The organism is Helicobacter sp. NHP19-012 (genome assembly GCF_019703325.1).
Taxonomy (GTDB): Bacteria; Campylobacterota; Campylobacteria; order Campylobacterales; family Helicobacteraceae; genus Helicobacter; species Helicobacter gastrofelis.
Genome location: NZ_AP024819.1, coordinates 361,619 through 385,022, shown reverse-complemented (window position 1 = coordinate 385,022; position 23,404 = coordinate 361,619). Strand labels below are relative to the sequence as shown.

Sequence of the window (23,404 nt, the reverse complement as noted above, 5' to 3'; positions counted from 1 at the left end):
GTTAGGGCTTTAGCGTAACGACGCTGTAGGCTTCGTCTCTAAAATACTCGTTTGCCACCCGCACAATGTCTTTGACCTCTAGGGCTTCAAACTCTTCCTCGTAGTGGGCGATGTCCTCGATTTTGCCATGCGTCAAATACTCAGCAAACATCTCCGCCACATCCGAAGAGTCTTCCAACCCAGCGATGAAGTCCACCCGATTGTTGATTTTGACCTTGTCTAGTTGCTGTTGCGTAACCCCGCCATGCTTGATTTCATCTAAAATCGTTAGGATTTCCTTTTTGATCTGGACGGCTTCCACATTTTGGTTTGCCCCCGCAATGAACAAAAACACACTCGCATCTTTGAGCTCCATGTTTTGGGCGAAGACTTGGGACACTAGGCGTTTTTGATCCACCAAAGTTTTACGCAACAAACTGCTATCTCCCTCGGCTAAAAGCTTGGCAAGGGCGTTTAGAGCGACTTGGTCCTTGTGGGTGAAGGGGGGGACTTTCCAGCCGATGGCGAGCCACTCTAGGGACAAATCTTTTTTATGGATCACGGTTTCTCTCAGTCCATTTTGGATAGGCTCTTGCATATACACTTCGGGGATGGGGTTGTTGTTCTTGTTGGGGATGCTGGCAAAATGCTTTTTGGCTTGCTCAAAGACTTTTTTAGGGTCAATGTCGCCCACAACCAATAAAATGGCGTTCTTGGGTTGGTAGTAGGTGTCGTGGAACTTTCTAATGTCCCCAATCGTCCAATGCTGTATGTCTTGCATAAAACCAATGGGGGTCCAATGGTAGGGGTGGTAGACAAAGGCGGTGTTGAAAAAGCGGAAGTATAGATAGCCTAGCGGGGAGTTGTCCGTGCGCCAAAGTCTTTCCTCAGCCACCACTTGGCGCTCGGGCAAAAACTCGTCCTCTTTGAGTTGCAAAGAGCCGAGCATTTCGGCGAACAAGTCTAAAGATTTATCTAAATTTGCACTGCTCGCCTTGATAAAATAACGGGTGCTGTCAAAGCTTGTCGAGGCGTTGCTGACCCCTCCAAAGCTTTTCACAATGGTGTCAAACTCGCCGTCTTTGAGGTGCTTGGTGCTTTTAAAGCTCATGTGTTCGAGCATGTGGGCGATTCCGCTCTTGCCCATGCGCTCGTTTCTTGAGCCGACCTTGTAGAGCAAATCCACCTCAATCACCCCACTTTTATTCGCCAAAGGCACGGCGACCACTTGTAACCCATTTTCTAAAGTGGTGCTTTCGTAGTGGGGTAAGTATGTGCGTATACTCAGCTTTTCTGTTGCTTGTGTTGCTTGCATAAAACCACCTAGTACTAAAATTAAAACAAAAAAACGACCCAAATGCTTCACCTTTTTTGTCCGATCCCAACAGCCTCATGGACTGAGCTCAACCCATCTTGTTGGAGCAATTTTACTATATCTTGGTTTATTTGTCTACAAATTGCAGGGCCTTGGTAGATAAAACTCGTGAATATCTGCACGAAACTCGCCCCCATTTTGATCCGCTCATAGGCTTCTTTAGCGTCGCTAATCCCCCCCACCGCCACCAAAATGACCTTACCAAAAAACGCCTCTGCCACCTCTGCAAACACCGCTTTCGCCTTATCATGCAACACCCGCCCACTAAGCCCCCCGCTTGTGCGTGCCCCGGGCAATAAAGAATAATCTATGGTGGTGTTTGTGGCAATGAGCCCCTTTGCCCCCGCCTTAATCGCCCGCTCACACACCACCAAGAGCGCATCTCTTGGCATGTCGGGGGCGACCTTTAAAAATAGGGGCTTGTGGGTGCGCTCTTTTGCCATAGAAAACAATTCGCTCACAAAGTCCTCATTTTGCAAGTCCCTTAAATTCGGGGTGTTGGGCGAGGAGAGATTAAAGACATAATAATCCCCCACGCCAAGGCTTGCCTCTAACGCCTTTTCATAATCGCTTAGAGCCTCAGCTAGGGGCGTGTCCTTGTTTTTGCCCAAATTCACCCCGATAAGACAGGGCAGGGGGGGTAAATTCTCTAGCCTTTGGACGGCTTTTTTAATCCCTGCATTGTTAAAGCCCATGCTGTTTTGTAGGCTTTGCTTGTCAATGTAGCGGAAAACTCTAGGCTTGGGATTGCCCGGCTGCGCTTTGGATGTGAGCGTGCCCACCTCTATTGCGCCAAAGCCCAAATGGCTAAGCCCTACGACCATCGTGGCGTTTTTATCAAAGCCCGCAGCTAGCCCGATCGGATTAGGCAGGCTTAAGCCCAAAATCTCTTGGGCTAGGGCGGGGTTTGGCAGCCTAAAGCCGTGGGGCAACTTGCCCCAAATTTTTAAACCACATTCCACGAGGGCGTGCGCCCTCTCAGCTTCTAAGGCAAATAACCACTTAGGTGTCATCAGCCGCGCTCACAATCTTTTCATACAGCAGTTGGGCATTTAGAGGGGGCTTTGTGGAGCTTAGGCGCACATACTCGCCGCTAGCCTGCAGGGCGTAGGTTTGGGCGTTGTCTTTGAGTTGCAAATGCAAGATATGCAACATTTTGCGCTGGATCGCCTTAGAAGTGGCAGGGATTAAGAGCTCCACGCGCTTTTGTAAATTGCGTGGCATCATGTCCGCACTGGAAAAATACAGCTTGTGCGTGTCGTGGGCAAAGTAATAAATGCGGGCGTGCTCTAAATATTTACCCACAATGGAGAAAACCCGAATGTTTTCACTCACCCCTTTAACCTGTGGGCGCAAACAACAAATCCCCCTAACTAATAAATCAATCCTTACCCCCGCCTGCGAGGCTTTGTATAAGCAATCGATGATGTCCTTATCCACAAGCGCGTTCGCCTTAAAAATGATCCGCCCCTTGCGCTTCAAGCCCATTTCATGGGTGATTAAAGAGAGGATTTTGTTTTTAATTTGTTTGGGGGCCATGTAAAGCGTGCTTAAATGCGTCTTAGCACTCACGCCCGTGCCTAGCGAGTGGAAGAGCTTTAGGGTGTCGTGCGCGATTTTAGGGTTGGCACTAAGCAGGCTCAAATCCGTATAGACTTTCGCCGAAAGCGTGTTGTAATTGCCCGTGCTGACATGGACATACTCTTTTAAGGCATCACCCACTTGGCGCACCACCAACGCCACCTTGGCATGCACCTTTAAATTAGATACCCCATAGATCACATGCGCACCGGCATTTTCTAGAGCCCTTGCCCAATGCAGGTTATTTTCCTCATCAAAGCGGGCTTTAAGCTCCACGAGCACGCTCACCTGCTTGTAGGGTGCGGCCTCTGTGAGGGCTTTAACGATGGGCGACTCTTTACCCACTCTGTATAAAGTCATGCGGATAGACACGACATCCTTATCTTCAGCGGCGTTTTGGATAAAATGCACGATGGGATCAAAGCTCTCATAGGGGTGGAACAATAAAATGTCTTGTTGATCGAGCAGCTCAAAGAACGCCCGGCTGTCTAAAAAGTCAATGCCGCTTAAGGGGGGCAGAATCTTAGGCACGAACACGGGGGCTTTTAAATGGGTGTAGCCTTTGAACCCCACCAACTCCCACAAGCGCCCCAAGTCCAGCAAAATGCGACTAGGGTATAAAGTAACGCCGGGCATTTGGGTGCTTAAAATTTGGCGCAAATGCACGCTCCCCCCGCCCACCTCCAAGCGCACCGCCTCCCCCCGATCTCTCGTCCTTAGTCCCTCGCTGATGCGATCCACTAAGTCATGCCCCTCATCCTCAATGATCTCCATGTCGGCATCGCAGGTGATTCGAAAAACCATGCTTTCTAAAATCGTGTAGCCTTCAAAGAGCAAGGGGGCGCATTTTTGCACGATCTCCTCCACCGCCACGAACATGCCCGTGTCGATCTGGACAAAGCGTTTAAGCAAAGAGGGGATTTTCACCGCCCCATAGACGATCTCTCCGTCTTTGCGCTCCAACTCAAAGACAAGCCCAAAGCTCAAGTTACGCACAAAGGGGAAGGGGCGGTTGAGGTCGAGTAAGGTCGGCACAACGATGGGGTATAGGTGTTTGTGGAAATAGGCTTGCAATTTAGAGTGGTATTTGACCGGTAGGCTTGCCACACTTTTAAGGCTTAGGCCATGCTTATTTAAAGACTCTTTCAAGCCCAAAAACTGCTTTTGCACGATTTTTTGTTCAGCAGCGGCGTAGGCGTGTATGCGCTCAAGCTGTTCTCTTGGGCTTAAATCATCTAAGCTTGTGGTGGTCATGTTGTTGTCGGCTAGGTGCTTTAGCCCAGCCACGCGGATCATATAAAACTCGTCTAAATTCGTCCCATAAATGGCTAGGAATTTCAAACGCTCCAACAAGGGTAGGCGGGTGTCGCAGGCTTGGTCTAAAACCCGCGTGTTGAAGCGCAGCCACGAAAGTTCTCGGTTAAAATACACTTTTTATCTCCACACCTAAAGGGCGCATTGTAGCCAAAAGAATTAAACCTTCTGCATGGCGGTGTTGCACAACGCATCGTGCAAGAGCCGCATATTGGGGCGCATTAAGGGCAAGAGCAGACCTATGAGCGTGCTCGCCACCGCAAGCCACACAAAAAAGCGCAGCAATGCACGCAAAAAGCCCACCTTATTTTGTGTTTTTGTGCAGACTAATTTAAGCCCAACATAGCGCAGCCCCGGGGTCTGTCCGCTCACACACAAGAACACGCTAGAGAGCAGACCAAAGCCTGCCACGCACGCAAACACCGCCATTTGATTTTGCCTAAACGCCTGAGCCGAGCCCAAAATAACATAGGTTGTGAAGTATAAAAGCGGGGTGTAGAGCATAAACATGTCCGTGATGAAGGCTTTGAGCCTCTCTAGTCCATACAAAGTCTTAAAGTTTTGTTTAAGCATTTTTAAAAATTTACGAAACCGCACCAAATCCTATAAAATCCTACCAACCAATACAGAATTTAGACCTATGTTGTCTTCCTGCTTCAGCTACGCTAATTAGGTGATCTATCGCTAAAATATCTAGCAAGTCTACACATCCATTAGTAAAGCCAGCGTTACAATCTTTATTAGCCATCACACCACATATCCTAACACTTGCACACAACCACTTATCTAACTTTAAACCGACTTGAATACTACCATAAAGTGTAGGTTTTTAACTAGGTTGAGCTTGCTAACTTAGAATCTTACTATCGAGGTGTAGTGTCTACTAGAGAGAAGTCAAGTTTTAATAATCTTCCCTGACATAGTTGATCGTTATCTATCCAAAGGTATTTATCAATAGGAGATGGGCATGCGTTTACAAACAAAATTAATCCACGGGGGATTAGCAAGGATGGGGCGATAGGAGCGGTGGGTGTGCCATCCACCAAATATCCACCTACTGCTAAGATAGGGTGGGTTGCCCCAAAGGTTATGAATATTCCCAAATGGGTAACCCAACCCGCTTTTCCCTAGAAGATCTCATTGCTAAGCTAGAAGGGGGTTAAAGGCTTTATCTTTGCTTCGGGTTTAGCAGGCATTCACGCCGTATTCTCGTTATTCCAATCAGGCAATTATATTTTGCTAGGCGATGATGTTTATAGAGGGGTTTTTCGCCTATTTGATAAAGTGCTGGCAAAAATGGACTTTTTTGCACAATCTTAGACACCAGCGATTCCACACAGATACCAAAGGTGATAAAATCTAACACTAAACCCTGTATTAGAAACGCCTAGCAATCCACTTCTAATCACTGACCTTAAACAATGTACCACGGTCGCTAAAGCGCATAATCCACTCACCATTGGTGCTTTGGGCAGGTGCAAGTGAGGTGTTTTTAGCGTCGTCTGCTTTATCTAGCAGTAGAGACGATGGACTTTCGGGCAGTGTTAAGAACTTACAAGTAAGGCCATCAGGGTTGCGAAATGGGGGTCTGTCATTGGACCTCAAAAAGATCCATGGTTTTGTATAGAGCAATGATACTCACTATTTCGTGGTCCAAACACCCATTTATATGGAATTGCACACAATAGTATAGCTTCAGCTTTATGACTAGGTTTTTGCCCCTATAACCGGCAATAGACGTTTAGCTCTTTGGTGTTGTATGAACAGTGTTGTGGCTAGATTCCATGAAATTTGCAAATTTCTTTGAACCACTCTTTCTTCCTTAAGTAGCAAGGCAACATGGTAAGCCTTTATTTTTCAAACAATCATATAGGGTTTTTAGGCGTTTCTGTTATAATGGGGCTTTAATTTGTAAGGAAGAGCATGCAAGTCTTTATTAATGGGCAAGCAAGAGAGTTTGACAAACCCCTAGACATCGATATGGTCATTAGAGAGTTGGGTATTGAAGCGCAGGTGTGTGCAGTGGCTTTAAACGAGGCTGTGGTGAAAAGAGAGAAGTGGAGTTACACCACGCTTAAAGAAAACGACCGCTTAGAGTGTTTGCAGTTCATGGGAGGCGGTTGAAAACTGCCCACACTCTCCCCACCCTTGCCTACAATCTTAGAGGGGGCGCTCTTTATTGCTGATGCCCACCACCAAGAGGGCATGGTTGATTTGCCTAATTTTTTAGAGCAGCTTTTGGCTAAGCCGCCTAGCCAACTCTTTTTAATGGGTGATATTTTCCAAATCTTAGTGGGGAGTGTGGCGTATACGCATCCATTGGACGTTTTAGAGCAAATAGAGAGTTTGAGTCGACAAATACCGGTCTTTTACTTTGAAGGCAACCACGATTTTGGTCTGCAGTCTTTACCACAGCTTAAAAACACCACAATTTACCCTAGAAATGCTCAACCCGTAGCTTTTAGTTGCCAAGATAAGTTTTATCACCTAATGCACGGGGATTTATTTTTAGGTTTTGGTTATGGTCTGTATATCCGCCTACTCTCAAGTAGGCTAGCGTTAAAAATTTTAGGGTTTTTAGCCCACATAAAGCCACTTTACACTGCTATAAGCACTCCCATTTATGCCAAAAAAATTAAAAACTTCTCCCAAAGTGGTTTGGATTTCACACGCTTTGCCAAAACCCGTTTAGTCTGCTGCACCAAAAACAGCACACAACCCTTATGGGGCGTGATCGAAGGGCATTTTCATATCGGTTGCATTTATCAAAAAAGCCAACTGTATGTGGCCCTACCCTCCTTTTACTGCACAAAAGAGGTGGTAAAATTTACTGATTTGGGTTGGAATATCTGCCCTACGCTGCCTTAATCCACGCTAACTAAGAGAAAATAAGCTAAAATCAAAAAGTTCTTAAAATTGTCAAATGGGGTTGGTACTTGACGGAGCAAAGTTTGAACACCGCCTTGAATTTGGGCGAAATTGAGTTAGTGGACTTTAGAATCTTCGGCTTGCAGGACAACCAGCCCTTTGAGGGCATTTATGGGATCAATGTATCCAAGGTGCAAGAGATCATCATGATGCCTGAAATCTTTGAATGTCCTGCAAACTTGGATTATATTTTGGGGGTTTTTGATCTGCGCTCAACAATCATCCCCTTAATCGATCTTTCCAAGTGGCTAGGGATCACAGAAGATGCAAATCGTGCGATTGAAAAGGTCGTGGTGATCACGGAGTTTAGCAATATTAAAATGGGCTTTATGGTGCACGCAGTTAAGCGTATTCGGCGTATCGATTGGAAAAAAGTTGAGCCGGCCACCTTTAGTAATTACAGCACGGTGCGTAAGGATAAAATCACGGGCACTACAAAGATCGATGAGGATAAAACCCTTTTAATTTTGGATCTAGAGAGTATTTTAGATGATTTGCAACTGCATGTTTCCAAAACCCACATGACAAAACGCCAAGTTAAGAAATTTGATGGGCTTGCCATGTTTGTGGATGATAGTAGAGCCGCCCGTGCGGTTATCAAGCGGACTTTACTAAAATTAGGCTTTCAAGTCGTGGAGGCGGTGGATGGTCGTGATGGTCTAGCCAAGCTAGAAATGCTCTATGCGCAATATCAAGACAAATTGGACCAAAATCTAAAAATCATTGTTTCCGATGTAGAGATGCCCAAGATGGATGGTTTCCATTTTTTTCTAAAATCCGAGAAGACCCGCGCTTTTGCCAAATCCCCCTACTTTTTAACTCTTCTATCTGCGATGACTACAATACCCAAAGGGCGTTGGATTTAGGCGCAAAAGGGTACTTAGTGAAATTTGACCCCGATCGTTTCATGGACGAGATTGCTAAGATTTTAGGCTAATCTTAAGTATAATAAAAGAATTTAAGGAAGAGGTGTTTTATGGATGATATGAAAGAGATCATGGAGGACTTCTTAGTCGAAGCCTTTGAAATGAACGAGCAACTCGACCAGGACTTGGTGGAGTTGGAGCATAGCCCGGAGGATTTGGATTTATTAAACCGCATTTTTAGGGTCGCACACACCATTAAAGGCTCAAGCTCGTTTCTTAACCTTGACACCCTGACGCACTTGACCCACAATATGGAAGATGTGCTGAATCGCGCGCGTAAAAATGAGCTTAAGATCACTCCAGATGTGATGGATGTCGTGTTGCGCTCTGTGGATATGATGAAAACCTTGTTGGTGAATATCCGCGACACGGGCACGGATGCTAATGCTGGGCTAGACATTGAGGGGATCACTAAAGAGTTACAAGCCATTGTGCAAGATGGCCCCGCACAAACCCCAGCCCAAGAGGATACGCCTACAGAACCTGCAAAAACAGAAGAAGCTAAGGCAGAAGCTGTAACTGCAGTAAAAGAAGAGAGCAAAACAGAGGACGAACCAAATTACTCCAATATGAGCCCACAAGAAGTGGAGCAAGAGATCGAACGGCTTTTGAAAATACGCCAAGAAGCGGACAAAGCCCGCCGGGCAGAGAAAAGGAAAGAAGAGGCACAAAGCGCCGCAGCGCAACACACCCCCACACAGGACACACGCCCCCAAAGCACCCCTACGCCTAAACCCACACCAACAAAGCCCACCCAAGCAGCCGCAAAGCCGGGTGCGCCTAAAAAAGAGGGCGAAAAATCTGTCGCCATTGGTGTGGAGCAGACCGTGCGTGTGGATGTAGGGCGGCTCGATCACTTAATGAATCTCATTGGGGAGCTAGTGTTGGGTAAGAACCGCTTGATCCGCATTTATGGGGATGTGGAGGAACGCTACGATGGAGAAAAATTCCTAGAAGAGTTAAACCAGGTGGTTTCATCTATCTCAGCCGTAACCACAGACCTTCAATTAGCTGTGATGAAAACACGCATGCAACCCATTGGTAAAGTCTTTAATAAATTTCCCCGCATGGTGCGTGATTTGAGCCGTGAGCTTGGCAAGAGCATTGAACTTGTGATCGATGGAGAGGAAACGGAGCTAGACAAGTCTATTGTAGAAGAGATCGGCGATCCCTTGATCCACATTATCCGCAACTCTTGCGACCATGGGATTGAAAAGCCCGAAGATCGCAAAATGCTAGGCAAACCTGAAACAGGGCGTGTGGAGCTAAGTGCTTACAACGAGGGCAACCACATTGTGATTAAAATCACTGATGATGGCACGGGACTAGACCCTAAAAAACTTAAAGAAAAAGCCATTGAAAAGGGCGTGATCACCGAGAGAGAAGCCGCCACAATGACGGACAAAGAGGCTTTAAACATCATCTTTAAGCCCGGCTTTTCAACCGCCAAGACTCTAAGCAATGTATCCGGGCGGGGTGTGGGCATGGATGTGGTGAAAACGAATATTGAAAAGCTCAATGGGATCATTGAGTTGGAGTCAGAAGTGGGGGTAAGGACCACGCAAAAGCTCAAAATCCCCTTAACCCTAGCCATTATTCAGGCTTTGCTCGTGGGCGTGCAAGAGGAGTATTATGCGATCCCCCTATCTTCAGTGCTTGAAACGGTGCGTATTAGTCAAGATGAGATTTACAGCGTGGATGGCAAGAGTGTATTGCGCTTGCGTGATGAAGTGCTTTCGCTCGTGCGTTTGGCAGATATTTTTAAAGTCGATGCGATCTTGGAGACCTCTAGAGAGGTGTACGTTGTCATCATTGGTTTAGCCGATCAAAAGATTGGACTGATTGTGGATTATTTGATCGGGCAAGAGGAGGTCGTGATCAAGTCTTTGGGTTACTATTTAAAAAGTACAAAGGGCATTGCGGGGGCTACGGTGCGTGGCGATGGCAAGATCACGCTCATTGTGGATGTTGGCACAATGATGGAGATGGCTAAAAACATCAAGGTCAATGTCAATAGCTTGATGGATCAGGCGCAAAACTCCAACGCCAAAAACAACCCCAGCGATTATATCATCTTAGCCATTGATGACAGCAGCACGGATAGGGCGGTGATGCGTAAATCTTTAAAACCGCTAGGCGTAACCGTGCTTGAAGCCACAAATGGTTTGGAGGGACTAGAAATGGTGAAAAACGCCGACAAAACCCCCGATGCGGTCTTGGTAGACATTGAAATGCCTAAAATGGACGGCTACACTTTTGCGGCTGAGGTGCGTAAATACAATAAGTTTAAAAACCTGCCCCTCATCGCCGTAACCTCAAGGGTAACCAAGACTGATCGCATTAGGGGCGTGGAGAGTGGCATGACCGAATACATCACTAAACCCTACAGCCCCGAGTATTTGGCAAATGTGGTTAAGCGCAGCATTAAATTAGAGGACTAAGGAACACATATGCAACAAAACGCAATGGCATTAAAAGAGCTGTTTGAGAAGCAGAAAAAGGGTAATAAAGATGAAAAACTTGAGGACAATGAGGAGATTTTACAATTCATCGGCTTTATCATCGGCAACGAGGAATACGCCATCCCCATTTTAAATATTTTAGAGATTGTCAAACCCATAGGCTACACGCGCGTGCCTGGAACGCCTAATTATGTGTTGGGGGTGTTCAATCTTAGGGGCAATGTCTTTCCTTTGATTAGTCTGCGCTTGAAGTTTGGCTTACCTGCTGAAAAGCTCAATAAAGACATGCGTTATTTAGTTGTGCGCCACAACGACCAAATTGCCGGCTTTTTTATCGACCGCTTGACAGAGGCAATCCGCATTAAACAATCCGACATCGATCCGGTGCCCGAAACCCTTTTGGAAAATGACCAGCTGATTTATGGTATTGGCAAGCGGGAGGATAAATTGGTTTCAATTCTTAAAGTAGAAGAGATACTCAAAAAGGATTTTTAGGTCGATGTTTAGAGTTGTGCTCGAGAAAGGGATGCCATGTTTTCTAAATTAGGGATTGCCGCTAAGATCATTATGGGTGTGTGCGTGGTGGTGGTGTTGGGTATTACAACCATGGGGGTGGTGATCAGCAAACAGGTGAGGACTGTTACGCGCAACACCACCATTGAAACCATGCAGAGAAATGTCGATGAAAACGCCGCCCGCCTGCAAAGGGTGATGAATCGCATGTTTGAATCCATGAGCACTTTAGCGGAGAATCTCGCCTCCATTGATTTAACCCACAATGAAAGCGAAAGACAGCAGTTGATCCGAAAGTTTTTAAATAGCACCGTACGTGTGAAACTGGTTAGCGTGTCCGCTGTGGGTGATCCTAACGGTTCTTATATTACGAGCAAAGTGGGAGATACCCTAGAAACTTCCATTAAAAAGGATTTTTACAATCCTGGAATCACGCGTCAAGTGCTACAAGATGGCAAGATTCTTAAAACAAAACCCTATTTTAGAGAGATTGGTGGGCAAAGAATCTTCGGCTTTGAATTGGCGGTGCCTCTTGACAAGAATGAACATGGCAAAACTAAATTAGTGGGGGTGATGATCGCTTTTGTCAGCATTGATGGTTTTGCTGATATTGTCATGCGTAGCAAAAACGACACCTTTGTGATGCAACAAAACGGCTATTTATTGCTGACATACAACAAAAGTATTCAAGGCAAACTCTTGAGCGATGTCAATCGTGATCCTACGGCGGCACACTTAGTGGCGATGGTGCATGAAAGCCGCTCTGGGGCTATGGATTACCACGCCATCAGCACCAATAAAGATAGTTTTTTAGTGGTGAAATCCTTTGACATATTTAGCAAAATTGGTCCCGATGATTTTAAATTCAATTGGGCTGTCGCGCGGTTTGCAAGCAAAAAAGAAATCTTTGCAGCGGCCAGTTATTTGCAAAAATTGATTTTGGTCATGGGGTTAGTGGTGGTAGTGGTGCTGGTGGTGATCGTCTATTTTCTTGTGCGTTACCTCGTGGGCGATCGTATCGGAGTGGTTTCTAACACCCTGAGCAGTTTCTTTAGACTGCTTAACGACCCTAAAAACAATAAAGATGTGCACATTGTCGAACCTAAAATGCTCGATGAGATTGGGTATATGCAACAATCCATTAATGAAAACATCTTAAAAATCCACGAGAACACCAAAGCCGACAGCGCGACCATTGAAAATATGCTCACTGTGGTGCGCCACATTAAAGAGGGGGATTTTACGCAAAAGATCACGGCCACGCCCAATAACCCGGATCTTTTGCAACTTAGAGGACTCTTTAACGATGTGGTGGTGTATTTACAACAACACATAGGCTCTTATATGCAAATCATTAACCAAGCTTTTGAGCGTTACCAAGCCTTAGACTTCACGAAGAGTATCCCTAACCCCTCTGGTGATGTTGAAAGGGCCATCGATGCTTTAGGAACTGAGATCACAAAAATGTTGCGCACTTCGCTAGATTTTGCCAGTGCACTCACAAAAGAATCAAAGGGTTTAAAAGCCTGTGTTGATCAGCTCACAAACAGCGCAAACCAGCAAAATAAAAACCTGCTCCAAACTTCTAAATCTATCGAATCTATCACAGAGAGCATCGCTAGCATTGGCCAAAAAAGTGAGGAAATGATTGCACAGGGGCAAGACATTAGAAACATTGTGGAGATCATTAAAGACATTGCTGACCAAACAAACTTACTGGCTCTAAACGCAGCCATTGAGGCGGCGCGTGCTGGGCAACACGGGCGGGGTTTTGCCGTGGTGGCTGATGAGGTGCGTAAACTTGCCGAGCGCACCCAAAAGAGCTTGGGTGAAATTGAGGCAAATATTAATGTTTTAGTGCAAAGCATCGCCGACACTTCTGAGTCCATTAAAGCCCAGAGCCAAAGCGTGGAGGGGATCAACGCCTCTTTACAAGCTTTCAAAAAAGACACGCAAAACAATCTCACTATCGCCAACACTTCTTTAGAAGTGGGTAACAACATCGATCGCATTTCTCAAGACATTTTAGAGGATGCGAATAAAAAGAAATTTTAATGCAAGTTCTTAAAAAAATCCTATGGGTTTTATTTATTTTGCCCGTAGTTTTGGGTGGGGTCTTTGGCGGGGGGTATTTGTTTTACTTATGGCAAGAGGCAGACAAGGATATCCAAAGTGTGGTGGATTATAGGCCCAACTTAACTACAAAGATTGTAGACACTAAGGGGCGGCTCATCGCCAACCTTTACGATAAAGAGTTTCGTATTTACACCCATTTTAATGAAATCCCCCCGCGCATGGTGGAAGCCTTATTAGCTGTAGAAGACACCTTATTTTTCGAGCACAATGGCGTGAATTTGGATGCAATTTTGCGTGCTTTTATTAAGAATTTACGCAACCAAAAATACGCCGAGGGGGGCAGCACCCTAACGCAGCAGCTCGTAAAAAACATGCTTTTAACCCGGGCCAAGACCTTGGATCGCAAGCTTAAGGAAATAGTTTTATCGCTCAAATTAGAGCGAGTGCTAAGTAAAGAGCAGATTTTAGAACGCTACTTTAACCAAACCTTTTTTGGACACGGCTTTTATGGCATCAAAACTGCCGCCCTTGGCTACTTTAAAAAACCCCTAGCCCTTTTGAGCTTGAAGGAAATTGCTATGCTGGTCGCCTTGCCTCGTGCGCCCTCTTTTTATGACCCCACTAGGCGATTGGAGTTTTCCCTAGCACGGGCTAATGGCATTATCAAACGCATGTACGATTTGGGTTGGATCAGCCAAAAAGAGATGGATGTGGCCCTAAACGAGGTGCCTAAGGTCTACCACACCACCACAACCCAAAATGTCGCTCCCTATGTAGTGGATGAAGTGGTGCGGATATTGGGTTTCTTGCCCGACCTTAAGACTGGGGGCTACACCATTAAACTATATGTAGACTTGGATTACCAAAAATTTGCCCGTGATTCCTTGAAATTGGGCTACAAAAACATGCTCAAGCAGTTGCGCGAACAAGAGGACAGCACCCTTAATGGTGCGATGGTCGTAACAGATGTCAAAAGCGGGCACATCTTAGCCCTCGTGGGGGGCGTGGATCACAACAAGAGTGCCTTTAACAGAGCCACCCAGGCCAAGCGCCAACTGGGCAGTGCTGTAAAGCCCTTCATTTACCAAATCGCCTTTGACAATGGACTCTCTAGCGCATCTTTGATCCCCGATGTGGCGCGCAGCTTCAATAACCGCAACGGCACAATTCCTAAAAAGCGCCACTGGCGCCCTAGAAACTACAACCGTAAGGTCAACGGCCTGGTGACTCTAAAAGACGCTCTCACCCACTCGCTTAACCTCGCCACCATCAACCTTGTGGACTATGTGGGCTTTGACACCATTTATCGGGATCTTAGCTCTTTTGGGTTTGAGGACTTGCCTAAAAACATGTCCATTGCGCTAGGTAGTTTTGGTATTTCGCCCCTAGAGGCGAGCATGCAATATTCGCTCTTTTCTAATTATGGCAGCATTGTAGAGCCTACATTGATTGAAAGCGTTACGGATGCAAGGGGGCAGGATAAACCTCTAAGGCTCATGACCCCTAAAAATATCTTAAGCCAAGCCCAAGCCTTTTTAACTTTATCTGTGCTTAAAAATGTTGTGGAAAAGGGCACAGGGCACAGGGCACAGGTGCCTGGTTTAGAGATTGCAGGCAAAACAGGGACCTCGAATAACTATGTAGATGCGTGGTTTTGTGGCTTTAGCCCGAGTTTGCAAGCCATTGTGTGGTTTGGGCGCGACGACAATACGAGTATTGGGCAGGCGATGACGGGAGGGGTGGTGGCTGCACCCGTCTTTGGCGACTTCATGAAAAAGGTTTTAAAGTTTGATCCTAATCTTAAACGGCACTTTGATGTCCCCGAAGATGTGGTGGTGCAACACATCAATGGCGAAACCTATTACACCATTAAGGGCACGGTAATCCCCCAACAAAGCCAAAGCACTTCGCCCCTTTTATTCTAATTGTGAGCTTGACAAAATCTTTAAAATAGTGTAGTATTGCCTTTTTGTGTGCTTGACCCGTTAGCTCAGCAGGTAGAGCAATTCCCTTTTAAGGAATGGGCCGTTGGTTCGAATCCAACACGGGTCACCAAGGCTCCTTCATCTAGTGGTTAGGATACCACCCTTTCACGGTGGTTACAGGGGTTCAAATCCCCTAGGAGTCACCACAAGGTCGCTTAGCTCAGTTGGTAGAGCGCCACCCTTACAAGGTGGATGTCATAAGTTCGAGTCTTATAGCGACCACCACGGAGCGGTAGTTCAGCTGGTTAGAATACCTGCCTGTCACGCAGGGGGTCGCGGGTTCAAGTCCCGTCCGTTCCGCCACTTCCCCATTAAACCTTTTTGATAGACCCCTTCATCTAGTGGCCAAGGATACCACTCTTTCAAGGTGGAAACGGAAGTTCAAATCTTTCAGGGGTCGCCACTACCAAGGGCATTCTAAAAACAAATCAAAGCCCGCTTTGTTGCGCAGTTCCCTTTTAAAATCTAAGTTAATCATGACTTCCTTGCTGTTGGCAAAGGTGTCGATGAGTTGCTTTCTAATCACAATCCTACAACCCTGTGTGTCAAACTCATAGGGGATTTTGTCAATGGCAATTTCAAAACGAGCTGGGGCTTTTTGTTGCAGGGTATAGCGTTGGTAGGGGGCGTTGATGCTGTGATCTTTTTGCTTGGTTTGGGTGTATTCGTAGGTTTTAATGCGCCCCTCAATGTTAGTGATTTGGGTGGAGGCGTTGTTGAGTTTAAAGGTTTGGGTCTGTCTTTTGGTTAAAAGCACTTCGCCCTGCATGAACCTTTGCAATTTAGGAGAGCGGACATCTAAAAACAACTTGCCATGTGCCTCTTCAATGCCGACTTCACCCTCACTTAAGGGGTAGTAATTTTCTTGGGAGAAGACCACTTTTTTAGGTCCATTTGTCTTTAGGCGAATAATGTGTTTGGTTTGGCTTGTAACAATAGGGGCGGTTCTAGAAGCTTGTAAATGGTTTTGGTTGACTGTGTTTGTGATGTCCTCTTTGTAATTGAAGTTGTAGTTGATAGGGGCATGGTTTTGTGGCTGTCCGCACCCAAAAAACACCCCCAAGCAACACGCCAACAAAAAGCCCCCTCTGTGCGCCCAAATCCGCTCCATAAAAACCCTTTTTACATGCGCCAAACCCCTACACTAGGGATACAAGCGTTCTTTAAGTCAAATGCTACTAATATCGCCCCATTCGGTGGGTTTTTTATCCTAAACTCGCCATTTTACCATAATTTGGATTTTCAAATGAGAGGGTTTTAAATCTCTTGGGGTCTATCGCTATAAAAAAGGGGGCTCGGTGCTTAAGATTGCCATTTTAGGCATGCCTAATGTGGGTAAAAGCTCGCTGTTTAATTGTTTTTTAAAAAGCCGCAGCGCGATCACTTCTAACATTGCGGGGACCACAAGAGACATTAAAAGACAGACCTTTTTGCTTGCAGGGCATGGCGTGGAGTTGTGGGACACGGGGGGCTTTGACCCCGCCCATATCTTTGGGGACAAAATCGCCTCTTTTAACATGGGGGCGGTGCAAAGTTGTGATTTGATCTTGTATGTCGTGGATGGCAAAGTCCCCCCCCAAGACACAGACAAGCGGCATATTTTAAGTGTCCAAAAGCAAAACCGCCCTTGTTTTTTGCTCATCAACAAGGTGGATAATGAGAACGAGGTTCTAAGTGCCTATGAGTTTGCAAGTCTAGGCGTGAAAGACATGTTTTTTGTGTCGGCAAGCCACAATCGAGGGCTAGACAAGCTCACCCAAGCCATATTAAAGCACTTTAAGCTCAAACCCCTAGAAGCCCCCCAAGTGCAAGAAACCCCTGAGAGAATCCAAGTGGGTATTATCGGGCGGGTGAATGTCGGCAAGAGCTCCATTTTAAACGCTTTGGTGGCTAAAGAGCGATCGCTAGTCTCTAGCGTAGCAGGCACGACCATGGACCCAGTGGATGAGAGCGTAGAGCATAACGGGCAAGAAATTTGCTTTGTGGATACAGCCGGGTTACGCCAAAGGGGCAAGATTGAGGGGCTAGAGAAGTTTGCCCTCGATCGCACCCGTAAAGTGCTAGAAAAATCCCATGTTGCGCTGCTAATCCTAGATGTGAGCGCACCCTTTGTGGATTTGGATGAAAAAATCGCATCTTTGGCTGAGGAGTTTCGCTTGGGCGTGGTGGTGGTGCTGAATAAGTGGGACATACGGCATGCCAGCTTTGAGAGCATTTTACAAACCTTCAAGCACAAGTTTAAGTTCTTACAACACGCCCCTATCATCACCGCCAGTGCTATTTCTAAACGCCATGTCCCCCAGATTAAGGACAAAATCCTAGAAGTGCACCGCTATTTCTCCATGCGTATCAGCACAAGCACTTTAAATAAAGTCATTGGCGAAGCCACAGAGAGACACCCCCTGCCTAGCGATCATGGCAAGATTGTACGCATTTATTACAGCACGCAATTTGCGTCCTGTCCGCCCCAAATTGCCCTAGTGATGAACCGCCCCAAAGCCCTGCACTTTAGCTATAAACGCTATTTAACCAACACCTTGCGGGCAAAGTTTGGCTTTCTAGGCACGCCCATTATTTTGCTCGCTAAGGGCAAAGAAGACTCCATTAACCCATGAACACCAGCTATTTCACCGACTTTATCCAAGCTAAGGACATTTGCCAAGCCCGCATTTTCTACGCCCTCAAGTGCAGCCCCAAAGAAGGGCGGATTTTGCAACATTTAGCCACGCAGTATTTAAAGGGGCAAAGCGACATAGAAGTCGCCGACTTGCTAGAGACCCTGTTTAAAGCCAAAGAAGCCAAAGCCCTGCCCTACTTGCCCTGTGTGAAAAATCTCTTAGATTTAGAATGGGTGGTGCGAGAAAAACGGGCTAGACGGCAAGAGATTTTGCTTTTAGAATTGTTTGACAGCTCCATTGCCCTAAGCCCTAATTTCTTTAAGCTTGCCGAAAACGGACACAACAAGCACGCCTTTTTAGAAATCACGCCCTACAGCGACCATTTGGACTACTTCAACGATTGGTTTTTAAAAATTGAGATTTTGCAAAAAATCCAAAAGGTGGGCTTAAGGGGGCGTTTTAAACTCCAAGAAGATTTACAACTTTTAGAGCATAAAATCACCGCCCGCACTAAAGCCACGCAAACCCCCCTAGCCGTGCAAAAATTCTTAAACAAGCACCATTTAAGCCCCAAAGCGACCTTGCTTTTCTTTGCCTTGCTAAAAGACGCTTACAACAGCCGAGACTTCATTAAAGAAGACGACTCTTTAAGCCAGCACCAAAATTTATCACAACTTTTAAGCACCTATGGGGGCGACCTTGAAGAAAATGCCCTGCTATTAAGCCCAGCAAGCCCCTTAATTAAAAAAAAGATTATGGACTATGAAGAGCTGTTAGCCCCCTTTGAAAACGGGCTAGTTAGGCAATTCTTTTTACATGACATGGTGCTAGAGAGCATCACCGCCCCCACACCCCCACGCACCAATGCCACCTTAAAGCATATCCTTAAAGACAGCGACATATTTGAAGCCCTTGAGCCTAAAGAAGGCTTAGAAGCGGTGGTTTTAAGCCAAAAGACCAAAGAGACTCTAGAGATTTTACTCAAACAAATGGACCCACAAATGCAACAACGCTTAAGAGATTGGGGGCTTGAGAAAAAGAACCACAAGGACATTGATGCCAAGATTATTTTTTATGGACCACCCGGCACGGGCAAGACCATGAGTGCCCTAGCCCTTGCTAAGAGCCTTAAAAAAGAAGTTTTGGGGTTTGACTGCTCCAAGATTTTATCCATGTATGTGGGCGAGTCGGAGAAGAATGTGCGTAAAATCTTTGACGACTACCAAAAAATCGCCAAGCAGTGCAAGAATCCCCCCATTTTGTTTTTAGACGAAGCCGACCAATTCTTAAGCACCCGCACCACCGCCAGCAGTGGGGCGGATAAAATGCACAACCAAATGCAAAATATCTTTTTGCATCAAATTGAAAAGTTTGAAGGCGTGCTCATTGCCACCACGAATTTATTAGAAACCCTAGACACCGCCTTCTCACGCCGTTTCAATCATAAGATAGAGTTTAGGCTCCCCACCTTTGAGCAGAGAGTACAACTATGGGAGAAGTATCTACCCAAGAGTGCCCCCTACGCCCCGCCTGAAAATGTCAAGAGCCTAGCCAAAGAGCTCGCCAAACACGCCCTAAGCGGAGGGCAAATCGCCCTAGTGGTGAAAAACACCGCCTATAAAGTCGCCACCTATAAAGACCCCCTTTTTAGCTTAGAAGATTTTGCCAGCGAAATCGCCAAAGAGAAACAAGGCAGCTTTGGCACGGCGAAAAATATCGGCTTTGGAGTGGGGCTGTGATTGAGAGTTTAGAGATTGTCGGCGGGCTGGTCTTTGCTAAGGCAAAGCTAGAGTTTAGCCCCCGTTTGAATGTGGTTAGTGGGGCGAGTGGGAGTGGTAAAAGCGTTTTGGTGGGGGCGATTTTAGCCAGCGTAGGGCTTAAAGCCTTGCAAGCCAAGAGTTTAAAAGCCAAGTGGCAATTAGGTAAAGTCTCTGCCAGCAAGGATAAAAAGAGCCTTTACATCCTAGATAACAAGCCCACCACCAAAAAGGCGTTGCAAGAAAAATTTAGCCCTCTAATCTTGCATATCTCCAGCTACAAGCAAGCCCAAGAATTGCAACCGCATTTTCTCTTAGAGTTGTTAGACAGCTACAGCCCCCCCACATTGCTAGAGCAGTTTAAAAAGGTGTATGCCAAATACCAAGAAGCCAAAGCCAAGCTAGAAACTTTGCAAGCTCAAGGTACGCAACTAGACCTGCAAGCCGAAATGGCACGCTTTGAGCTGTCTAAATTGCAAGCCCTAGATTTAAGCGATGGGGCGTATGAAAGGCTGTTGGAGCGTAAAAAAATGCATCAAATGCAAGAAAAGCAAAGCCAAGAAGTGCAATCTGCCCTGCAAGTCCTAGAGCAAACCGATAAAATTCTTAAAGCCCTGCCCGAGCCAAAGGCGTTAGCTTTAAAGCAAGCCCTAGATGAAGCCCAAGATTTTTTGCTAGACACAGAGCACGCCCTAGAAGAGTTAGAAGCCCTAGACATTGAAGCCCTGCTTGATGAGATTAGCCGACTTGGGGGGGTGGTGAAAAAGTATGGGAGTTTGGCTTTAGCTAGAGAGAGATTAGGGCAACTTAAAGCAAGTTGCAAGGATTACAGCCAACAAGCGGAGTTGTTGCAAGAAAGCCAGCAGACTTGCACCAAATTAGAGCAAGAGAGCTTGCGTCTAGCCCTGCAAGTAAAAGAGCAACGCCAAGCCAATTTAGAGAAAATGCAAGCGGATTTACAAGGCTACACCCAAAAACTGCTTTTAAAGCCCCCACTCTTAAAGTTACAAGCCACGCCCTTAAGTGCTAGTGGCTTAGAGATTTTAGAATTAGAGCTAGGCAGTGCCAAGAGTGCAAATATCAGTGCAGGCGAGTACAACCGCTTGCGTTTAAGCCTATTAGCCCTAAAGGCAAGCAAACGCCACAAGGGGGGGCAAACGATTTTTGTCGATGAGCTAGACACGAATTTAAGCGGACAAGAAAGTGCCTGCGTAGCCCAGATTTTAAAAGAGCTAAGTCAGCATTACCAAATCATTGCCATATCCCACGCCCCCCATTTGCCCGCTTTAGCCGACAAGCATTTCTTAGTCTATCCGCACAACAAGCAGACTTGCGTAAAATCCCTCAATAAAGAGGAGCAGACCCTAGAGATCGCCCGCATGGTGGATGCCAACCTGGGTAAGGAGGCCATCGCTTACGCTAAAATGAAGTTAAAGCCAAGGCCATGATCTCTTATGCCTTGTTATCTGCCTTTGCAAAACTGCTAAAAGCGCAGCCCAAAATCACCATCCGCCACGCCCAACAAACTTTAAGCCTAGACACCCCAAACCACCCCTTTAAAGCCTGCATGCAAAAGGGCACTAGCCACATCTACCTAGACCCCACGCCTCTAGAGCTCTCAAAGACCCCCTTTAACCTTGCTTTAGAGCGTTATGCCAGCAATGCCAAAATCCTAGATTGCTTTTTAGAGAATGAAGACCGGATTTTAAAGATTGTCTTAGAGTGTGCCACAAGCTATAAAAAAGTCCAAAGCGTGCTGCATTTAGAATTTACGGGCAAGCACAGCAACGCCATTTTACTAAGCCCCCAGGGCGTGGTGTTGGAGGCCTTGCATTTTGTGTCGCTAGAGCAGAGCATCCGCCCCGTGCTTAAAAACACCCCCTAGCCCCCTTGAAAAACGCCCCTTTAAACGCCCCCTCAAGAAGATCTATCCACCCAAGCCCTACTAGAAGCCTTGCAAGAATTGCATACACAAACCACAAACAAGCAACTAGAGAGCCAAAGGGCGAGCCTAAAAAATGCGTGGCTAAAAAAACAAGAGAGTTTAAAAGCCATTTTAAACACCCTATCGAGCCCTAAAGAGCTAGAAGAGTTAAGCCACACGAAGCAACGCCAAGCCTCTTTAATCCTATGCCACCTGCACGCGCTAGAGCCTAAGAGCTTGTATCAGGGCGTGCTGTGTTTAGAAAACGAACAAATCCCCCTGCCTAAGAACTCTAGGAGTTTAAGCGATGCAGCCAATAAGCTGTTTAAAGAAGCCAAGAAGTGCCAGCAAAGGGCTTTGCATATCGCCACCCAACAAGAGAATTTAGAGTCTAAAATCGCCTTTTTGCAAGCCAAAATCGCCCTGTTGCCCCAAAGCAATTTAGACGAGCTAAGGGTGCTGACCCCCAACAAACAAAGCAAGCATAAAAAGCCTAGCAGTTGGGAGAGTTTTGAGATTGAGGGGGTGAGGGTAGGCATTGGACGCAATGAGAGCGAAAACCGCTCTTTACTCAAGGCGGGGCGTAGTGGCGATACTTGGGCGCACATTAAAGACAAGCCCAGCGCACATATGCTGCTTTTCACCCACCCTAACCGCCCCTCAGCTAGCCTGCTTTCTAAAGCCTGCCATTTGCTTGCCAAGCTTGCCTATGCCAGTGAGAGCCAACAAGCTCTCAAGGTGGCGATCGACTACACACAAAAAAAGCATGTCAAGTTCGCCCAAAAGGGGGGCAACAAGGCCTTTGTTACCTACACGCATTTTTCTAGCGTGGTGGTTGCCCTTTAGGACACAAAGGGCATAATCAAGGTTTTAAAGCCGTCTTTCTCCACCAAGAAGGGGTCGGTGCTTTGGTTTAAAGAGAGGGTGAAGTTTGCGCTAGCAGAGGTGTTTAAAGCGTCTAAGAGGTGGCGGGCTTGCACCTGCAATTCAAAGCCCTCAAGGGGGGTTTTGGTTTCTATCGAGGTGCTTGAAAAGCTTGGGCTTTCATTTTCTAGCGATTCAAACTCGATGCGCTCGGGGTAGAACACGATTTTAGTCGTGGGGCTTAGGGCACTTGTGATTTGGATGGCTTCTTTAAAGCTTTGGGTTTCTAGCTCGAATTGGTGGGCGAACTCTTTAGGGAAAATCGCCTCGTAGTTAGGGTATTTGCCCCCGATGAGCTTAGAGTAAAGCACCATTTCGTCATTTTTAAAGAACAACATGCTCGGGTCTTTAGGCTCATAGAACATGTCAAAGTCGCTTTCAAAGAGCTTGCTGATCTCTAGCATGGCGCGTTTAGGTAAAATGTATTCGGTGTTTAAGCTCTCCTCTGGCATGTTCTCAGCGTCCATTTGCACCAAGGACAAACGCCTGGTGTCTGTGGCAGCTAACTCTAAAGTCTCTTTAAGCACCATCAACACCCCCCCAAATTCGTACTTGGAGGCGTTGGTTTTGATCACGGGGGCAAGCTTTTTAAAGTATTCGCTAAGTGCCCCGTCTCCAAAATGCAAAAAGGGTAGGTTGTCGTGGCTAGGAAAGGCAGGAAAGTCGTTGCGATCAAACAAGGGAAGCTTGAATTTAGAGCGTTTGAAGCGCACATGCACGAAGTCGCTATCGGCTTCTAAAGACAAATCTCCACTTTCTAGTTTGGAGGCAATGTCTAAAAAGTGCTTGGCGTTAAAAGTCGCGCTCCCTTCTTTAACAATGTGCGCCTCTAGGTGTAGGCACAACCCCATTTCTAAGTCATTGGCCTCTAAACGCAGTCCCCCGTCCTTGGCTTCTAAACAGACATGGGAGGCGATGTTGGCGAGGTCTTTGCGGTCGGTGAACGCCACTAAATGTTGCAACGCCCTCTCTAAACGCACCTTGTCAATGGTTAATTGCATAAAAGTCCTTTATGTGAAAAGGACCTATTGTAGCATAGATA

At 46.4% G+C, this 23,404-nt stretch carries 16 protein-coding genes, 5 tRNA genes and 5 pseudogenes; 20 read left to right on the top strand and 6 right to left on the bottom strand.

All coding sequences use genetic code 11. The features are described 5' to 3' along the window. Nucleotide 1 precedes the first annotated feature (1 nt). From K6J74_RS01935 to K6J74_RS01920, 4 genes are read right to left on the bottom strand one after another with little or no spacing between them, the layout of a single operon-like run. On the bottom strand, nt 2-1,294 hold the full coding sequence (locus tag K6J74_RS01935) for a M16 family metallopeptidase (RefSeq protein WP_260321645.1): 1,293 nt from the start codon (nt 1,292-1,294) through the stop codon (nt 2-4). 47 nt (nt 1,295-1,341) lie between these two features. Then, nucleotides 1,342-2,367 (bottom strand): dihydroorotate dehydrogenase (quinone), encoded by a 1,026-nt coding sequence (gene pyrD / locus K6J74_RS01930; protein WP_221272228.1) that lies wholly within the window; start codon nt 2,365-2,367, stop codon nt 1,342-1,344. Further along, nucleotides 2,357-4,366 (bottom strand): polyphosphate kinase 1, encoded by a 2,010-nt coding sequence (ppk1, locus tag K6J74_RS01925; RefSeq protein ID WP_221272227.1) that lies wholly within the window; start codon nt 4,364-4,366, stop codon nt 2,357-2,359. The genes pyrD and ppk1 overlap by 11 nt, the downstream gene beginning before the upstream one ends. A 42-nt stretch (nt 4,367-4,408) precedes the next feature. Then, complete coding sequence (locus tag K6J74_RS01920) at nt 4,409-4,846, bottom strand: RDD family protein (RefSeq protein WP_260321644.1); 438 nt, start codon at nt 4,844-4,846, stop codon at nt 4,409-4,411. A gap of 370 nt (nt 4,847-5,216) precedes the next feature. On the opposite strand from K6J74_RS01920, the pseudogene K6J74_RS01915 reads away from it, so the two are divergent. From K6J74_RS01915 to K6J74_RS01855, 15 genes and pseudogenes are all read left to right on the top strand, one after another. Further along, a pseudogene (locus tag K6J74_RS01915) lies at nt 5,217-5,710 on the top strand (PLP-dependent transferase); the annotation flags it as partial. Nucleotides 5,711-6,172: 462 nt separating this feature from the next. Continuing rightward, nucleotides 6,173-6,373, top strand: a complete 201-nt coding sequence (gene thiS, locus K6J74_RS01910; RefSeq protein WP_221272226.1) for a sulfur carrier protein ThiS — start codon at nt 6,173-6,175, stop codon at nt 6,371-6,373. An 81-nt stretch (nt 6,374-6,454) separates the two neighbouring features. After that, nucleotides 6,455-7,117, top strand: a complete 663-nt coding sequence (locus tag K6J74_RS01905; RefSeq protein ID WP_260321643.1) for a metallophosphoesterase family protein — start codon at nt 6,455-6,457, stop codon at nt 7,115-7,117. 68 nt (nt 7,118-7,185) lie between these two features. After that, a pseudogene (locus K6J74_RS01900) lies at nt 7,186-8,114 on the top strand (chemotaxis protein CheW). A gap of 39 nt (nt 8,115-8,153) precedes the next feature. Continuing rightward, a pseudogene (locus K6J74_RS08970) lies at nt 8,154-8,378 on the top strand (Hpt domain-containing protein); the annotation flags it as partial. 276 nt (nt 8,379-8,654) lie between these two features. Further along, nucleotides 8,655-10,544: pseudogene (locus K6J74_RS01895) on the top strand (hybrid sensor histidine kinase/response regulator); the annotation flags it as partial. A gap of 24 nt (nt 10,545-10,568) precedes the next feature. Then, entirely contained in the window at nt 10,569-11,060 is a 492-nt protein-coding gene (locus tag K6J74_RS01890) for a chemotaxis protein CheW (protein WP_221272553.1), read from the top strand. A gap of 36 nt (nt 11,061-11,096) precedes the next feature. After that, nucleotides 11,097-11,933, top strand: a pseudogene (locus K6J74_RS09065) (methyl-accepting chemotaxis protein); the annotation flags it as partial. A 90-nt stretch (nt 11,934-12,023) separates the two neighbouring features. Continuing rightward, on the top strand, nt 12,024-13,133 hold the full coding sequence (locus K6J74_RS09060) for a methyl-accepting chemotaxis protein (RefSeq protein WP_488592936.1): 1,110 nt from the start codon (nt 12,024-12,026) through the stop codon (nt 13,131-13,133). Beyond that, complete coding sequence (locus tag K6J74_RS01880) at nt 13,133-15,079, top strand: transglycosylase domain-containing protein (RefSeq protein WP_221272222.1); 1,947 nt, start codon at nt 13,133-13,135, stop codon at nt 15,077-15,079. The genes K6J74_RS09060 and K6J74_RS01880 overlap by 1 nt, the downstream gene beginning before the upstream one ends. A gap of 54 nt (nt 15,080-15,133) precedes the next feature. After that, nucleotides 15,134-15,209: transfer RNA gene (locus tag K6J74_RS01875), tRNA-Lys, on the top strand. A 1-nt stretch (nt 15,210) separates the two neighbouring features. After that, nucleotides 15,211-15,285: transfer RNA gene (locus K6J74_RS01870), tRNA-Glu, on the top strand. Between the two features lie 3 nt (nt 15,286-15,288). Then, a tRNA-Val gene (locus K6J74_RS01865) sits at nt 15,289-15,364 on the top strand. A 1-nt stretch (nt 15,365) separates the two neighbouring features. Next, nucleotides 15,366-15,442 (top strand) — tRNA-Asp (locus K6J74_RS01860). Between the two features lie 24 nt (nt 15,443-15,466). Next, a tRNA-Glu gene (locus K6J74_RS01855) sits at nt 15,467-15,542 on the top strand. Here K6J74_RS01855 and K6J74_RS01850 read toward each other — a convergent pair. Continuing rightward, on the bottom strand, nt 15,543-16,250 hold the full coding sequence (locus K6J74_RS01850) for a cell surface protein (protein WP_104707581.1): 708 nt from the start codon (nt 16,248-16,250) through the stop codon (nt 15,543-15,545). Between the two features lie 211 nt (nt 16,251-16,461). Here K6J74_RS01850 and der point away from each other — a divergent pair, with 211 nt between their 5' ends. From der to K6J74_RS08365, 5 genes are all read left to right on the top strand, one after another. Next, the gene (der, locus tag K6J74_RS01845; RefSeq protein ID WP_260321704.1) at nt 16,462-17,754 is read left to right on the top strand and encodes a ribosome biogenesis GTPase Der; all 1,293 of its coding nucleotides are present in this window, start codon (nt 16,462-16,464) and stop codon (nt 17,752-17,754) included. Then, nucleotides 17,751-19,496 (top strand): AAA family ATPase, encoded by a 1,746-nt coding sequence (locus tag K6J74_RS01840; protein WP_221272220.1) that lies wholly within the window; start codon nt 17,751-17,753, stop codon nt 19,494-19,496. The genes der and K6J74_RS01840 overlap by 4 nt, the downstream gene beginning before the upstream one ends. Continuing rightward, nucleotides 19,493-20,962, top strand: a complete 1,470-nt coding sequence (locus K6J74_RS01835; protein ID WP_221272219.1) for a DNA repair protein RecN — start codon at nt 19,493-19,495, stop codon at nt 20,960-20,962. Before K6J74_RS01840 ends, K6J74_RS01835 begins: the two co-directional genes overlap by 4 nt. After that, nucleotides 20,959-21,399: an NFACT family protein gene (locus tag K6J74_RS08370; protein ID WP_260321642.1), complete on the top strand. Its 441-nt coding sequence runs from the start codon at nt 20,959-20,961 to the stop codon at nt 21,397-21,399. Before K6J74_RS01835 ends, K6J74_RS08370 begins: the two co-directional genes overlap by 4 nt. A gap of 69 nt (nt 21,400-21,468) precedes the next feature. Further along, complete coding sequence (locus tag K6J74_RS08365) at nt 21,469-22,284, top strand: putative RqcH family protein (protein ID WP_260321641.1); 816 nt, start codon at nt 21,469-21,471, stop codon at nt 22,282-22,284. On the opposite strand, the gene dnaN is transcribed toward K6J74_RS08365, so the two are convergent. Beyond that, nucleotides 22,281-23,363, bottom strand: a complete 1,083-nt coding sequence (gene dnaN, locus K6J74_RS01825; RefSeq protein WP_221272218.1) for a DNA polymerase III subunit beta — start codon at nt 23,361-23,363, stop codon at nt 22,281-22,283. The genes K6J74_RS08365 and dnaN overlap by 4 nt on opposite strands. Nucleotides 23,364-23,404 lie beyond the last annotated feature (41 nt).